The 14916-nt window shown below is 61.3% G+C and carries 13 protein-coding genes; all 13 read left to right on the forward strand.

Annotated features, from left to right (window positions below; all coding sequences use genetic code 11):
* Positions 1–191 precede the first annotated feature (191 nt).
* The 13 genes from DIE13_RS33220 (at position 192) to traN (ending at position 14904) form a co-directional block, all read left to right on the forward strand.
* Positions 192–590, forward strand: a complete 399-nt coding sequence (locus tag DIE13_RS33220; RefSeq protein WP_244107639.1) for an OmpA family protein — start codon at positions 192–194, stop codon at positions 588–590.
* Positions 587–865, forward strand: coding sequence for a type IV conjugative transfer system protein TraL (gene traL, locus DIE13_RS01435; RefSeq protein ID WP_124825473.1), 279 nt, complete (start codon positions 587–589; stop codon positions 863–865). Before DIE13_RS33220 ends, traL begins: the two co-directional genes overlap by 4 nt.
* Complete coding sequence (locus DIE13_RS01440; RefSeq protein WP_124825474.1) at positions 862–1716, forward strand: TraE/TraK family type IV conjugative transfer system protein; 855 nt, start codon at positions 862–864, stop codon at positions 1714–1716. Before traL ends, DIE13_RS01440 begins: the two co-directional genes overlap by 4 nt.
* Positions 1716–2957, forward strand: a complete 1242-nt coding sequence (locus DIE13_RS01445; protein WP_124825475.1) for a type-F conjugative transfer system secretin TraK — start codon at positions 1716–1718, stop codon at positions 2955–2957. The genes DIE13_RS01440 and DIE13_RS01445 overlap by 1 nt, the downstream gene beginning before the upstream one ends.
* Positions 2954–4333 (forward strand): TraB/VirB10 family protein, encoded by a 1380-nt coding sequence (locus tag DIE13_RS01450; protein ID WP_124825476.1) that lies wholly within the window; start codon positions 2954–2956, stop codon positions 4331–4333. Before DIE13_RS01445 ends, DIE13_RS01450 begins: the two co-directional genes overlap by 4 nt.
* Positions 4334–4335: 2 nt before the next feature.
* On the forward strand, positions 4336–5139 hold the full coding sequence (traV, locus tag DIE13_RS01455) for a type IV conjugative transfer system lipoprotein TraV (protein WP_124825477.1): 804 nt from the start codon (positions 4336–4338) through the stop codon (positions 5137–5139).
* A gap of 418 nt (positions 5140–5557) precedes the next feature.
* Entirely contained in the window at positions 5558–6004 is a 447-nt protein-coding gene (traA, locus tag DIE13_RS32750) for a TraA family conjugative transfer protein (RefSeq protein ID WP_175762012.1), read from the forward strand.
* 162 nt (positions 6005–6166) lie between these two features.
* The gene (locus DIE13_RS01465; RefSeq protein WP_124825478.1) at positions 6167–8590 is read left to right on the forward strand and encodes a TraC family protein; all 2424 of its coding nucleotides are present in this window, start codon (positions 6167–6169) and stop codon (positions 8588–8590) included.
* 2 nt (positions 8591–8592) lie between these two features.
* Entirely contained in the window at positions 8593–9231 is a 639-nt protein-coding gene (locus DIE13_RS01470; protein WP_124825479.1) for an OmpH family outer membrane protein, read from the forward strand.
* Positions 9203–9727, forward strand: coding sequence for a signal peptidase I (gene lepB / locus DIE13_RS01475; protein ID WP_244107637.1), 525 nt, complete (start codon positions 9203–9205; stop codon positions 9725–9727). Before DIE13_RS01470 ends, lepB begins: the two co-directional genes overlap by 29 nt.
* Complete coding sequence (locus DIE13_RS01480; RefSeq protein ID WP_244107636.1) at positions 9690–10934, forward strand: TrbC family F-type conjugative pilus assembly protein; 1245 nt, start codon at positions 9690–9692, stop codon at positions 10932–10934. The genes lepB and DIE13_RS01480 overlap by 38 nt, the downstream gene beginning before the upstream one ends.
* 2 nt (positions 10935–10936) lie before the next feature.
* Positions 10937–12232 (forward strand): TraU family protein, encoded by a 1296-nt coding sequence (locus DIE13_RS01485; protein WP_244107635.1) that lies wholly within the window; start codon positions 10937–10939, stop codon positions 12230–12232.
* Positions 12202–14904, forward strand: a complete 2703-nt coding sequence (gene traN / locus DIE13_RS01490; RefSeq protein WP_124825481.1) for a conjugal transfer protein TraN — start codon at positions 12202–12204, stop codon at positions 14902–14904. The genes DIE13_RS01485 and traN overlap by 31 nt, the downstream gene beginning before the upstream one ends.
* Positions 14905–14916 lie beyond the last annotated feature (12 nt).

A 14916-nucleotide genomic window follows, 5' to 3' on the forward strand; every position in this document is an offset into this window, starting at 1 on the left:
TTGCGGTGGCTGCGATCACACTGGGGTTGCTCGCTGGGTGCGCGCGTGAACCGGCGCCAACCCGGCCGGTGTACGGTGCGCAACGCGGCGATTTCCAGGTGATGAGCGTCCCTGTTGTATCCGATATAGCGGTCGTGCAGGAAGTCCCTCGTTTCTTCGTTTGGAAGGGGCCGGGGGTTCCCAACACGCCGTTGAACTTCCGATGGGAAGTGCCGCAGCCGGATCTCGCCGAAATCATGCAAAGCACGCTGCCGCAGCACGAGCTCGAAACGGCATCGAGCACCGTGTATTTCCGGTTCGATTCGGCGCAGCTCGACACGAGAGCTCAAGCCCGACTGAACGTGTTGCCGGTCGACGCCACACATGTCGAGGTCGACGGCTACACCGACAACGTCGGCGCCGAGCGATATAACCGCTCGCTCGCCGAGCGCCGCGCGAACACGGTCAAACACTATCTGATGACCCGCGGCATGCCGGGCGAGCGAATCAGCGCGCGCGGGCACGGCTCGTCAAATCCCGCGGCGTCGAACCGCACACCGGCGGGCCGAGCAAAGAACCGTCGAGCGGAAGTCACGGAGGCGATCCAGTGAAGACATACAGCATGCCGCAGTACATCGACTCGTACGCGCAGTTGATGTGGTTCGAGATCGACGAGGTGATGCCGTTCGTCGCGTGCTTCGGCGCCGGAACGATGCTGCATCAGATGTCACCGATGCTCGCGATCGGTTCCGTCATCACCTGGTACTACATGAAGCACAAGCGACAGTCGCTCGACGGGTCGTTGCTCCACATGCTTTTCTGGTGGGGCTTCATGGGCCTCAATAAAGTCTTCAAGAACGGCCTTATGCGGGAGTGGATCGAGTGAAGCTCGGAAAATTTCGCCTCAACTGGGACGACACGACGGCTGTCGCCAAGCAGCTCGCGCTGGCCGTCGTCTTGCTCACGCTCGCCAATATCGCCCTCGTGATCAAGATCTGCACCGATCACGAGCGCCTTGTATTGACGCCGCCACATCTGAACGGAAAGGCCGAGGTCGGCTGGAACTCGGCGAACTCCGAGTACTACAAGGGCTGGGGCCTGTATATCGCCGCGACGCTTGGATCGGTGACGCCCAGAAACGCCGTGTTCATCGCACAGCAGCTCGAACCGTTTTTCGACGCTGCGCTCTGGCCCAAGATCGCGGTGCAAATCATGTCGATCCCCGAGGACCCGAACTATGCCCGTAACGGCACCCTGAACGTTTTCACGCCGCGTGACGTGATGTGGGAGCCCTCGACCTCGAAGGTATACGTCTCTGGGATGCTCAGCACGACGGCATATCGAAATTCGTCGTTGCCGGTGGCCGAGATCATCGTGACGTACGAGATGAGCTTCCATATGGTCAACGGGTTGCCGAAGGTGTCGTACTTCAACTCGTACACCGGCGCGCCGCGTACGTTGAAGTGGCTGTCGAACCACCAGGGCGACCCCTCGCTTGCGAAAAAGCCGGGGCAATCCGCACCGACGTCGATCATCCCGCAAGAATCCGAACTGCGGGCGCAGATGGACAAGGCTCGCGAGGACGCGCTTGCCGCTGAAGCTGCATCGGCGCCGGCAGCGAGTGGCGCAGCGGTTGCGAACGGGGCAGGCGGTGCGTCGACTAGCTCTGCAACATCGCCACCGTTGAACGCCGCCTCGCCGGCCAATTCGGCATCGAACCCTGGAGGCCAGTTGTGATGTTCAACCCGATTCAAACTCTCGCCGCGGGCGCGCGGTTGTCCGCGATCGCGACGCTCGCGGCGTTCGCTTTCACGGCGAGCGCGCAGTCACCCGTGGTCCCAGCGGATGCGAAGGTCGGCGGCGTCGTCACCACGCCGGTGCCGCCGATCGCGATCGGAGCAAGCGCAGCGGCAGCACATACGCCTGCCGTTGCACCGAGTGGGAACGGGGCAACAGTTCCGCCTGTTCGTACCATCCAGACGACGGGAGCCCTCGGGGGTTCGCCGTTGCCGGAAAAGCTGCCGACGGGCGCCGGCAAGTCGACCGGCGCTGTTGGCGCGCCGGCTGTCCCGGCGTCCGCGCCGGGTGCGCAGCCCGCGGCGGGGGCGGTCGCCGACGGTGGTGCGCCAGCCGCGGTTCCGACCAAGAGCCGTATGCGTCGGTTGTCGAAGGTGTCGCCTTCCACGGTCGACACCAGCGCAGCGCTATCTGCTCGACCGATTCCCCCGACACCGCTCGACGCACCCCTGCCGGCGCTCGGTTTCGCGCCGGGATCCGATCGGCCCGTTAAGCCGACGGTCGTGCGCTGCCGCCCGGGCGTGAATGCGATGGTGCCGGTTGCGTCGGGGTTTATGAACCAGTTCGACACGCCTTTCTCCGATCCCAAGGTCATCGATATCGAGGGCGACGATGAGAATTTCCGGGTCGGTAACTCGCGGTACATCCTGCCGAACAAATCGACGCCGATCGCGATCTGGATTACGGACAGCAAGCCCAACGCCCCGAAGTGTTCACTTACGCTGATTCCCCAGAACATTCCGGCGCAGAACATCATCCTTCAGCTCGAGGGACCGTCGGGCGCAACCGCGTCGGGCGCTGGCCCCGACTCGGAAGAAACCGGCCGTGAAGGGCAGTACTCGGTCCAACTGCGGACGCTGATGCGCTCGCTCGCCCGTCACATCATCCCGCGCGGCTATAGCGTCGAGCGGCTGGACGTCCCGATGGCGATCTCTAACGGGATCCAGGCAAAGCCTGTGAGCCTCTATGGCGGATCCCGCTACGACATCTACGAGTACAGGCTGACGAACCGGGGGCCGACGCCGGTCACTCTTTCGGAGGAAGCCTTCGCAACAAAAGGCGTGCGCGCCGTTTCGTTCTTCCCCTTGCTCTTACTCGCGCCGGGTCAGTCGACCAGCGTGTTCATCATCGCGGACCGCCCGGACGACGATGCGGGCAACGGGGATGGGGGTGACCAATGAAACTCGTCGACAACGCCGTCCGCGCGTGGAAACTTGCCGACGCGACGAAGAAGCGTCGCTATCTGGTTACCGGTGCAGGGGTGGTGATCATCGCGCTCTTCTTCCTGATGACGAAGGCCTCAAAAAAGCCGGCGCCCGCGGTCGACCCTACCCTCGACGTTTCGGTCGTGGCCCCGCCGAAACGGAACACCGACCTCGAGTCGCTCGCAGCTGCGATTACCGGGGTGCAGCGACAGCTGCAGGACCTGAATGTGCACGCGAACACGTCCGATCAGCAACTTCAGCAGTTGCAGCAGAACCTTGCGAACCGTATCAACGAAGTCGCCACCGGCAAGTTGACGGACAAGAACCTGCAGGACCACATCGACAACCAGATCGACAAGGCGGTGCAGACGAAGATCGAGAAGGAACGCGCGATGGGCCAGCCCGGCATGGTTGGGCTTCCGGGCGCTCCCGGCTCAAACCTGAACGCGCCAACGGGTGGGGATCCAAGCTACCCGGCATTGCCGCTGGGCCCGATCGCTGGTGCAGATCCGGCTTCGGCGCCCGAGCCTGCGAAGCCTAAGTTGCGCATCTCGTCCGACGACGATGCTTCGGGTTCAGCGCAGGGCAAGGGTGGGTCCGCTGGGGCGGCGGCCGCAACAAGTGGTGCGGCCGCGCCGATCAAGACCGGCTTCACCGGGAATCCGAATACCCCGTCGGTCGATCGCATAAACACGGGTGAAGGCGAGGGAAGCGCACAGACGTGGCTCCCCGCGGGCGGCATGTTCTCCGGCGTGCTGATCAACGGGATGGACGCGCCGGCGTCGCAGGCGTCACAACGTCAACCGACACCGGTGCTGATTCGCGTGAAGAAAGACGCGATTCTTCCGAACTTCTACACCGCCGATGTCAAAGAGTGCTTTGTGCTCGCGAGCGGCTATGGCTCGATGGCGACCGAGCGTGCATATATGCGCACCGAGCGTCTCACGTGCATCCGGAAGGACAAGGGCGTGATCGAGGTCGCGCTTGACGGCTACATCACCGGCGAAGACGGCAAGGTCGGCATGCGCGGTCGCCTGGTGTCGAAAGAGGGGGCGGTCATCGCGCGCTCGCTTGCGGCCGGCTTCATCGGCGCATTCGGGCAAGGCCTGTCGACTGGGCTTTCCGGTGCATCGCAGTACGGCGGGTTCAACATCTCAGGCGGCCAGCAGCTTCCGATGTCCACGGTGATTCGAGACGCCGCGGGGCAGGGCGTTGGCAACGCCCTCGACCGGGTTGCGAACTTCTACCTCGATATCGCGAAGGAAATCGTACCCGTCGTGGAAATCGATGCAGGTCGGCAAGCCGACATCATTCTCGTGCACGGCGTCAGCTTGAAGATGGGCCAGCATTGAACATGGGGGGAACCTTGGAACATCGCGTACTTCGCGCCTTGCGCGTACCGGCGGCCGCAGCAATCGTGGCGGTCGCTTTCTCTGGCTGCAGCTCGTTCTGGAGCGTCGGAAACTCGGACTTCGATTGCCCGGGCATCCCCCAGGGCGTCATCTGCAAGACACCTCGTGAGGTCTATCAAATGACCAACCACCGGGACGCCCTGCTGACGATGCACGATAACGGAAAGCAAACAGCAGTCGCCGGCGCCGAGCCGCTTTCGGCCGGCGGGGCCCTCAAGGGTGGGGCGACAGTCACGCTTCCGCAACCGATCCAGCAGCCGCTACCGCTGCTGGAACCGGCGCAGGTGATGCGCATCTGGATCAATTCATGGATCGATCAGAATGGTGACCTCCATTACCCCGGCTTCGTCTACACCGAGGTGACACCGCGCCGCTGGGCGGTCGGGAACGTCGCCGGCACCTCGTCGGGCCAGGTGCTGGCGCCCGTGCAAATCGACGATCCTTCAGCGCGCGACACGGGTGTTCAGGATGGCGATCCGTCAATGCCGGGCGGTGTTATCGCAAAGCCGCCAGCGATCATTCAACCGTATGCGGCGTCGGGTACGAGCGCTGGGGCCGGTGGCCCCGGAGCGTCGTCAGGGCCGATCGTGCCGGGCTTGCCGGTCCCCGATCGCTCCTCGACCAGCTCGAGCTCGTCATCGTCGTCGCCGTTCTCTCGCAATTTCTCCGGCGGGTCGTCGTTCTCATCGCAGCGACCGATGGGCCGGAACACGTACTCGACGTCCGGCCAGTTCGGGTCCCAGTAAAAATCAACGTGAGAGCGGAAAATTGGACCAATCGCCTCTGAAGACGCTCAGCTTGAACGCCGTGCACTGGCTGGAGCTCGAAACGACGATGGATGCAGAGGCTCCAGCGTGGCGCAAACGGCAGGGAAGTTGCCCGAAAACGTACGCTCGCATGAAGGACCTCTTCCACGAGGTAAGCGCAGCTAGACGTGGTAGCGGGAAAAAAATGCCACGCTAGGCAAGGATGAAATTCATTCCCGCCGGTGACGAACTGGTTTCGACAATTTCTAACCGCGCACGAATGAATATGTCCGCATGAACAAGGGGGCCTCTGAGAGGGCATTCCTAACTGAACAACGTTCCCTACGATGACGACACTCCGAGATCGAGTCATTTCGGGGGTAGGGGCGTCGTTCATTCACACTCTCTCGAGGTATATATGAAAAAGAATCACCTGGCAGTTGCAATCCAAAACACGCGTTTCGCCCGGGCCACCGTTGCGGCTTATTCGAAGGTCGCAGCCGCTGTTGCGCGCAAGCGCGACGACATGTTCGAGCCGACGGTACGCGAAGACGGTACGCTGGCAATCACGAGCATGTCGCCGATGTTCCTCGCGTCGGTCGTCGCGCTGTCGCTCGCGCTGATCTTCCTGTCGTCGGCTGCGATGGCGGGCACCGACACGACCTTCAACGCGATTGTTACGATGGTGCAGGGCTGGCTGACCGGCTCGCTCGGTCAGGTTCTGGCGCTCGTCGGATTCGCGATCGCGCTGGGCGCCGGCCTAGTTCGCGGCAGCATCATGGGTGTCGCGATCGGCCTGGGCCTTGCGCTTTCGGCCACGTACGGTCCGACTGTGTTGACCGGTCTGTTCACGGCTACCTTCTAATCTAGCGCCGGCGACCGCCGGCCGCGATACCCGGAAGGCCTCCGACTTTCGTTCGGAGGCCTTTTCTTTTGTATCGTGAGATTTCTTGTGAATGATTTCTGCATTTCGCGATCGCATGAGAGGCTTCCCCCGTTCTCGATAGAGTGAGTGTGGAGCGGAAGCATGGGCGTCACCGAAAAGATTCAGGCAATGATGGAGCGGCAGAAGCCCTCCGACCTACTTCTGCCGATGGCATCGAACGACGGTATCTATTTTCTCGATGACGGGCGGATCGGCATGCTGATGGAATACGTCCCACTCGCAGGAGCCAATGAGCGAACGCAGGAGATGTTGACCAACCTGATCAATCAGGCATACCTGCCGGGCACGATGATCCAAACCATCAAGATGGGTGTCCCGGATCTGAATGAAGCGCTCGAAAATTTCTACGTGTCGCGCGAGCGACCCGACAATCCTGCGCCGGAGGTTGCACGGGAACTCTGCGCGCGCCGTATCGATTTCATCAAGGAAGCTTCGAACCATCCCGTCAGGCCACGTATTAACGATGCCCTCACCCTAGACTTACGCCACTACGTCTCGATCGCGCAACCATTTTCTGGCGTACCGTATCCAACCGACCAGGAGATCGAAGACTTCAAGGATTTGCGCGAGCGCTTTAGGGGGTCCCTTGAGGCGGCTGGCATGCCGAGCGCGATCGCTGAGGCGCGCGAATTTCTTGCCGTAATGCGCCGGTACTTCGACATTTTTGGCGATTGGGACAAGCACTACGACGAAAACGAAGTGCTGCGCGAACAGATCGTGCCTCCCCGCACACGCATTGTCCCGTCGCGCAAGCAGATCCGGATTTCTATTCCGGGGAAGCGTCATCAGTATGTCAAGCAGATAGCGATGAACCGCTATCCTGAAAATGTGAACCTCGGCCTGATGGACATGTTCGCAGGTGACTTGACGGGCCTTGGGACACAAATAGGCATCCCATTCGTGTTGACGACGACGATCCATATCCCGGACCAGTCGCCGGCTATCAACGGATTTCGGTCTAAACATGCATTGATCAACAATCAGGCATTTGGGCCGATGCTCCGGTGGGTGCCGATTCTCGCTGCGAAGAAGAAAGGCCATGACGTCCTGGGCGCAGCCCTGGATCGCCGCCAACAGATTGTCCAGGCGTCGACGGTTCTCATGCTGTACGGCCACTCGCCGCGTGAGCTCGAACGACGTGCTGCGACGATTATGACCTACTACAACTCGTTGCAGGCGCAGGCCTACGGTGAACAGTATTTGACGCTGCCCACTTACGTTAACCAACTCCCGCTTCACGCCTCGACGGAATCGATCAAGAACACAAGACGCTTCCGGACTATGGCTGCGGAACACGCGGCCCAACTGCTTCCGATCCTTGCGGACTGGCAGGGTTATGGAGACGGGTTCTTCCTGCATACGCGGCGTATGGCGCTGTTCTTCTACGACTTCTTTAGTCGGTTCAACCCGAATTTCAACTGGCTACTCTTCGCTGAGTCGGGTGCCGGGAAATCGTTCGCGGCGCAGCGGATCATCCAGGACTACCTCGCGCGGGGGGCAAAGATCTGGATTGTCGACAAAGGGAAGTCGCATACCAAACTGACGATCGTTAATGGCGGCATCGTCATCTCGTTCAACCGTGACTCGAAGATCTGCCTGAATCCGTTTACGAAGGTCATCGAGATCGAGGAAGACATCGGCATGCTGACGGCGATGATCAGCAAAATGGTGGCGCCGCGATCGAAACTGGAGGATCGCGAGGAAGCGATGATCATGCAGGCTATTCAGAGTGTTTGGACAAATTTGAGCTCTGACATGACGCCTCACGACGTTTATGCGTGGCTTCTCAATCAACGGGAGAGCGAGCTGGCGGTCGATCTAGCGAATCGGCTCTTCCCGTTCTCCAGGCTCGGCCCCTACGGATCATGGTTCAACGGACGTAACAACCTCGATGCGGATGCGCCGATTGTTACGCTCGAACTGAAAGATCTTGAAGACAACGAGATCCTGCAAGAGGTCGTGCTGTTGCAGGTCATGATTACAGTGCAGCAGGGGATGTTCAAGGGGGACGACAGCCGCGAGAAGATGATGATCGCCGAGGAGTGTGGCGATCTATTCAAACAGTATTACTTCTCCAAGTTCGCCGCCGAACTTAACGCGAAAATCCGGAAGCATCGAGGATCGCTCGGCTTGATTTTCCAGAACCTCGCGCAGCTGTACAACAGTGCCTTCGGCGAGGAGATCGCCGCGTCTGCTGCGACGAAACTGATCATGCAGCAACAACCCGAATCAATCGAGCTTACCCGCACGAAGCGGTGGATCGATCTGCCCGATGCCGTGTTCGACCTTCTAAAGTCGGTGAGCACGGTGAAGGGCCCTCAGGGGTACTCAGAAATCGCCTTCCACACCCCCAATGGTTTTGGTATCGCCAGGCTAATCGACTCACGGTTCAATCAAGTCCTCTTCAGTACGGAGGGGGCTGAGCGAACCGAGATCCTTGCTGCGTGCGAGCGCGGCGAAAACGTGGTCGAGGCTATCGAAGAATTCATCGCTGAACGAGGTTAAGCATGTCCAATGAGCAATCCCAAGACGTCGACTTCAAGGCTGTGCTGCCGGAGGAAGGACCGGCAGCAGGATCGACTGCGCCGGCAGGAAATATGACCCCGGCCTGGGTGATCGTCGCACTTCTCTTCGCGATCGCGCTTGGCGCCTTCGGCGTGTACCGAACATATTCGGGAGCCGGTGCGGCGCCGGCGTTCTACACGCTGGACGTTGACACCTTGATCGAGGCGAAGCGGATACAACAGGAGAGGACGACCGACGTCGCCCAGTACGGCGCCGCTATGACGAAGTTCATGACCGAGACGCGGGACATCATACGGTCGCTCGCGCAGCGCGGCATCGTCATCGTGCGCGCTGACGCCGTACTTACGCCCGCTTCCGGTGTCGACATCACCGCGCGCGTCGCCGAGAAGCTGGGGCTGCAAGCCGAGGTAGCGCAGGTGCCTGGCCGCTTGTCGCGACGCGCGTCCACGTACCAGCAAGAGATCGCTGGGGCGTCGGGTGCCGCAGCAACGGGGCCGGACGCGGCGCCGGCTCCTGCGACAACCGGGACTGAGATCGCTCCGCCGGCGAATGCCGCGTCTGGGGTAGCGCAACCCGCATCAGGAGCTGCCAATGTTTCGCCGCTTAGCAAGTTGGACTAGCCTGCCGCTGCGCAACCTCGTGCTCGGCGGGGTGGCGGTTCTGGCATGCGTCGGGATGCACTGGGCGGTCACGTCTGGAAAAGTCCCCCGTATCTACTTCGAGGCCCAGGCCGTAGCGTGCCTCCCGTGGGACTTCTATCTTCCGAATGCTCCGAAGCACGGTGCCGTACATCGCGGCGACGTGGTTCGGTTCCGCGCACGCGGAATCACGCCGATGTTTCGGGACGGTACGCCAATGGCGAAGATCGCTGCGGGACTCCCTGGTGACCGAATCGCGATCCGTCGGGACCGGCTCTACATCAACGGCTTGTACTGGGGCTCGGTCTCCCGAGGCCTCTTCTACTACAAGAAGCCGTCAGGCTATTTCGATCGCGAGTTCACGATTCTGCCCGGACAGATCTTCGTGCTCGGCACCGAGCCTCGAAGCTTCGATTCCCGCTACTGGGGCCCCATAAAAGATGATCAAGTCGATGGCACGCTTTCCGTTCTTTTCTAATGTTGCGGCGAACGTATTGGCCGCAGCCATCGTGACGTCCGTCCCTGCGGCACATGCCGAGACGATCGCCGCGCCGATTTCGGTCGCACCAATCGGCACGATCGACGACGGGCTTGCGGACGTGCTGAATCGGCAGGCCGATGCGCTGTTGTCTGGCAACACGCACACGCTGACGGATGTACCGCAGCTGCGGCGAGAGGTCCCCGAGTCGCTGCTTCAGTCCGCCCAGGCAATGCTCGAGCCGTCACGCCGGTACGTCGTCCAGAACCTCTCGGCCGGGCAGGAAAATCCGGACGCCGGTGCGATGGCAAACATGACGACTGTCGTGTTCATTTCGACGTCGATGCCGGAGGCGTCGCTCAAGGCACTCTTCAAACAAGCGTCCGGGCGCAAGGACGTTGCGTTTCTGTTGCGTGGGTGGAAGGCGCCTTACTTCCGCGAGCTCATTGGGCAGATCAAGAAGGCGATGCCGCAAGGAAAACCGGAGGCGAATGTCTTCATCGACCCGCAGGCGTTCGAGAAGTACGGGATATCGGCCGTACCGGTGACCATCCATAAGCGCACATCGGACAAGCGCTGGTATCAGCTCACTGGGGAGATCTCGGTCGACGGTGCGATCGAAGAGATCGAGCGCGGGCGCGCGGGACGCGTGGTGGGCAACACCTACGCGATTGCGGAGCCGAATATTCTCGACGTCATCCGCGAGCGGATGGCGCGAATCGACTGGAAGAAGCAAACCATGCACGCGCGCGAATCCGCGCTGCAGGCGCCGTTCAACGGGGTCGAGATGCCTGTCGCAACAGCGTCTGAAAGCCACCTTTTCGACCCGAGTATTACGCTTTCGCGCGACGTGACCAACCCAGCAAACGGTGGGCTGCTCGCCGCGCGCGGAACGCGCGTGAACCCGCTCGATCTGCAACCCTTTCCATACACCGTGGTCGCGATCGATCCATATGACGCACGCCAGATGCGGTGGGCGACCAACATCGTGAAATCCAACCCGAGGACGCTCGTCTACGTGACGCGCAATGCGATGCATGCGGACGGGAGGCCGACCTGGAGCGTGCTCGGCACACGCACCTTCACGCTCAACGAGCAGGCGGTGAGCCGGTTTGACATTCACGCGGTGCCGACGCGCGTTGTACAGGAAGGACGCGCGATGCGTGTCACAACGTACACGCCGGCTTCGCTTGCCTCGGGGAAATGAGTATGCGCAGATTCTTCGTGATGGTTGTACTTGCCATCTCCATTTTTGCCGGTTCGGCGTTTGCGCCGGGCAATTCGGCGCAGGCCCAGAGCAGTTCGATGGGCATGTCGAATCTGTCGTGTCCCGATGCGCATATATTCTCGAATCTCTTCAACGGGGTTTGCTGGTCGTCGATTTTCCCCCTGCGTATCGCCGGATTCGATCTCTTCTCACCTGCCGACGGGATCGGTGCACCGTACAACGCGTCAAAGCACCTCTTCTGCGAATGCGCCGGCGGCCCGGGGAAGCTCCCGACGGTTGGGTTCACGATCGGCTTCTGGATGCCCGACAAGCTTGTCGAGACGACGCGGTACCCGTATTGCTCACCGACCCTCGGCGGCATCTCTCTGACCAGTGCGCCGCCCGACGGCCTCGGTACGAGCGGAAACCTTCCGAACGGGATCAGCAACTTCGGCAGACCTGCGCTCGGCGGCGAAGACGACGACTCGAGCCCGAGTGAATCTGGCCTGCGCCAGTTCAACATGTTTGAGTTTCCGCTCATGCAGATGCTCCAACTGCTCAACGTTCCGTGCAACCCGGACGGGGCACTGGGCCTCGATTTCGCGGCGTCGTCTGCGGAGATCCCGGGGTGGGACAAGCCGGAGTTGGCGGGCTACATGAACCCGGAGACCGCGATCTTCGCGAACCCGGCGGCGATGCTGGCATTGCCGGTCAGCTGCGCGTTGGCGAGCTCAGGCCTGACACCTCAAACCGATGACCTGATGTTCTGGGCTATGGGGTGCTGGGGTAACGCGTTCCCGTTGGATGGGTTCGGTGGGATGGCGAGCCAGGTCCAGAACTCGTCGCTTGTGATGGCGCGCGCGATGCTGTTGTTCAGCCAGATGCCGGTGTCGTCGCTCGCGAACCGCACGCTTGGCGACGACGTTGTGTCCGGTATGTGCCAACCGGTGTTCTCCCCGCCGCTTCAGAAATCAGCATTCAAGGTGTCGATGCTGTTCCCGGTGGCGGAGGCCGGCAGTGGTATTCCTTTCTCCGGCGGGTTCGGAGCGAACGGGCAGCCGGCCTCGATTACGCCAGGCATGAACCAGGGGGCGAACACGGGCCCGGGATCCTCGCCGTCGTCGCCGAGCGCAGCAGGGCAGGTTGTCGACTTCAGCTCGGTCACGAATGGCCGCTGTGCGCACCGGATTGGAGAAACCCCGTTCCGCTGGGGCATGTGGCGAACCCGGCCTGGAACCGGCGAGGATCAGGTCTACCTGATCTGGCGATGGGTCGACTGTTGCGTGGGGGTGTTCTGATGGCGGCGCATGCAACGAGGGTTGTGGCCTGCGGCGCCGCGCTATTTACGCTGCTCTACGCGTCGGTCGGTCTGGCGCTTGCCGATCCGTTTGTGGACGGGCAGAGCATGTTGCTCGGCTCTCCGGGCAGCATGAATTTCGTGCAGATGGGCAACGGCATCGCGACCGGCAATGTCACCTACGGACAAGGCGGGCAGGGAGGTTGCGATACAACAAAGGGCACGGTGTGTGCCAACGATGTCCTGCCGTCACAGTACAACCAGGGCACACTGCAGCAGTTCTCCGGTCAGTACGGCGGCACCGGGAACGCGCAGGCGCTTCAAGGCGCAGCGTATCAGCAGCAGCTCAACGACAAAGCTGCGGCCGCCGGCGGAAACGGGTCGACCCCCGCGCAATGGCTCTACTACTCGGCGAACCAAGGTGCAGCGAACCGCAACCTGGGGACCTCCATCGGCTCGTCTGCTGCCGACAACTTCACTCAGATCAACAAGGGCGGAGACCCGGCCGGCCAAACGGGCCTGATGTCGAGTCTGTTCTCGGGATGCACGTCGACGTCGAGCGCAACGGGTGGGGTCGCCCAGAACTGCTCGGGCGTGGTCCAGTGCCTGGGTAACAGCTGTTACAACCCGGGCAGCGAATCAAACGCGGATTTTGGAAGCTTTGCGGCTGCGGCGCAGATCATCAACGGGATCCATACCGGCATGGTGTGTCAGGAGACCGGCAAGCCGCCGAGTCAGACAAACAGTTGCACGCCGCAGCAGATCACCAAGTTGGTCTATGTCCAAGACCCCAATCAGCCCGACTGCCCGAGTTGCACGATTCCGGTCTCAAAGAAGCAAGACATTTGCCAGGAGACTGGGAAACCCGTCCAAATCAGTTGCGGAGGAACCCAGCAGGACCTCGACGGAACCATCGCGAACGACATTCCGCCTAGCTGCCAATTGTACGCAGCACCGGAGCCAGTCGGCGCCTTTCCCGCCAACTGTACGCCGACTGTGTTTCAAGGGCAGGTGAACGAGTGCAACAACTACCTCGGATCAGGGGTGGGGCTCACCAACAACTGCTGCGCCATGGGCGCGCAGGCGGCCGGCTCTCTGAATCTGGTCGCTCTGATCTCATTGTCAGACATGATTCCGGGTGTGAAGCAGCTCAAGACCCAGTTGGCCACGCAGGTTCAGGACGCCTTGAGCCCCCTCACCAATGCGGTTCGTAGTGTGGGGCAGAGTATCAGCGATTTCGCGGGCCAGTTGCAGGGCGGACTGAGCAACATGCTGTCGTCGGGGTCGGTTGGCGCCGGGCTAGGAACCGAGGCGCTCGGCGCTGGCGCCGGGTCCGAAATACAGGCGGGCGCGCAGCTGAGCGTGGATGGAAGCGGAAGCTCCATTTCAACCGGGATCACTGATTTCATCAAGAACCAGTTGACGGAACTGGTCGGCCCACAGGTCGCACAGAACGTGATGCAGGCGTACGAGATGTTCAACACTGCAATGATGATCTACACCGTGGCGTCAACAATCGGGAAGTTCGCGACGGCGTGCTCGCCGGATGAACTGCAACTTGGGGTGAAGCAGAAGAACAAGCTATGCGTGACGATGCCGTCCTACTGTTCCGCCAACGGTGGCTTTGTCTGCGCGGTCGAAACAACGAAGGCGTGCTGCTACAGTTCGATGGTGTCACGTGTGCTCGCGCAGCAAATCAAGAAGCAGATCTCGGCCGGCGCGCCGAATGGCGGCTTTGGGCCGTCGGACAACCCCGACTGCGGCGGGTTCTCGCCCGCGCAGCTCGCTAACGTCGACTGGACGAAGGTGGACCTGAGCGAATGGCTCGACACGCTCCAACAGACCGGCTTCGGCTTGCCCCAGAACGCGCAGGACGTGGCGGATCGCGTGAATGCTACCGGAAACACCCCGACCAGCATGGTTTCCTATTATCTCGGTGGCAATGGTCCGGCCGTCGACCAGCAGCAGAACGTCAAGACGCGGGCAGACCAGTTGAGTGCCGACGGTAAGCTTGAGGCGTCGCGAGCCAATGCGACGCTGACGCAGCCTACGTGCTACACCGATCCATCGGGCATACCCACCTACCAGGGCCCGCCTGTCGCACCGACCGACGTCATCGTCTCGACTGGGGCCGTCCAGTCTGACTATGGGTTCGACCAGATCACGAACTGCTCGCCAACGGTCGGCGCGCACTGCATCCAGTTAAACCTCGGGAAGCAGGCTGACGACTATATTCACGACAACTGTACGAGACTTTGGAACCAGATCTACAACTTCAAGGTTCTCCGGCCAGACCTCATCGTTCGTGCTCACATGACGGACGTGGAGTGGGACGATGACATCAATATTCGCATCAATGGCCAGGACGTATTCACGTCGGCGTACTACTACTCGAGCTCGTATTTCAAGCCCGGTGGCTCGTGCGAGCACACGACTTCATGGCGGGCCTTTAGCCCACCGCTGCCGTATCAAGTCGTGTGGGATCCGCCGGGTACGACCACTCCGGGATTCCTCGATCTGACTCCGGTCTTTCAGCGCGGTGGGATCGTATCGACGCAGACCTCGCTGCTTGTCGGCGGCGGCGGAGAAGGGTATGCGGTCATCCAGATCGAATACAACGATCCGCCATACCAAACACCAACTAACTGCATTGCACCGCCGCAACCGAAGTGACCTTGTCCCTCG

It is taken from the genome of Burkholderia sp. Bp9016 (assembly GCF_003857765.1).
Lineage (GTDB): Bacteria > Pseudomonadota > Gammaproteobacteria > Burkholderiales > Burkholderiaceae > Burkholderia.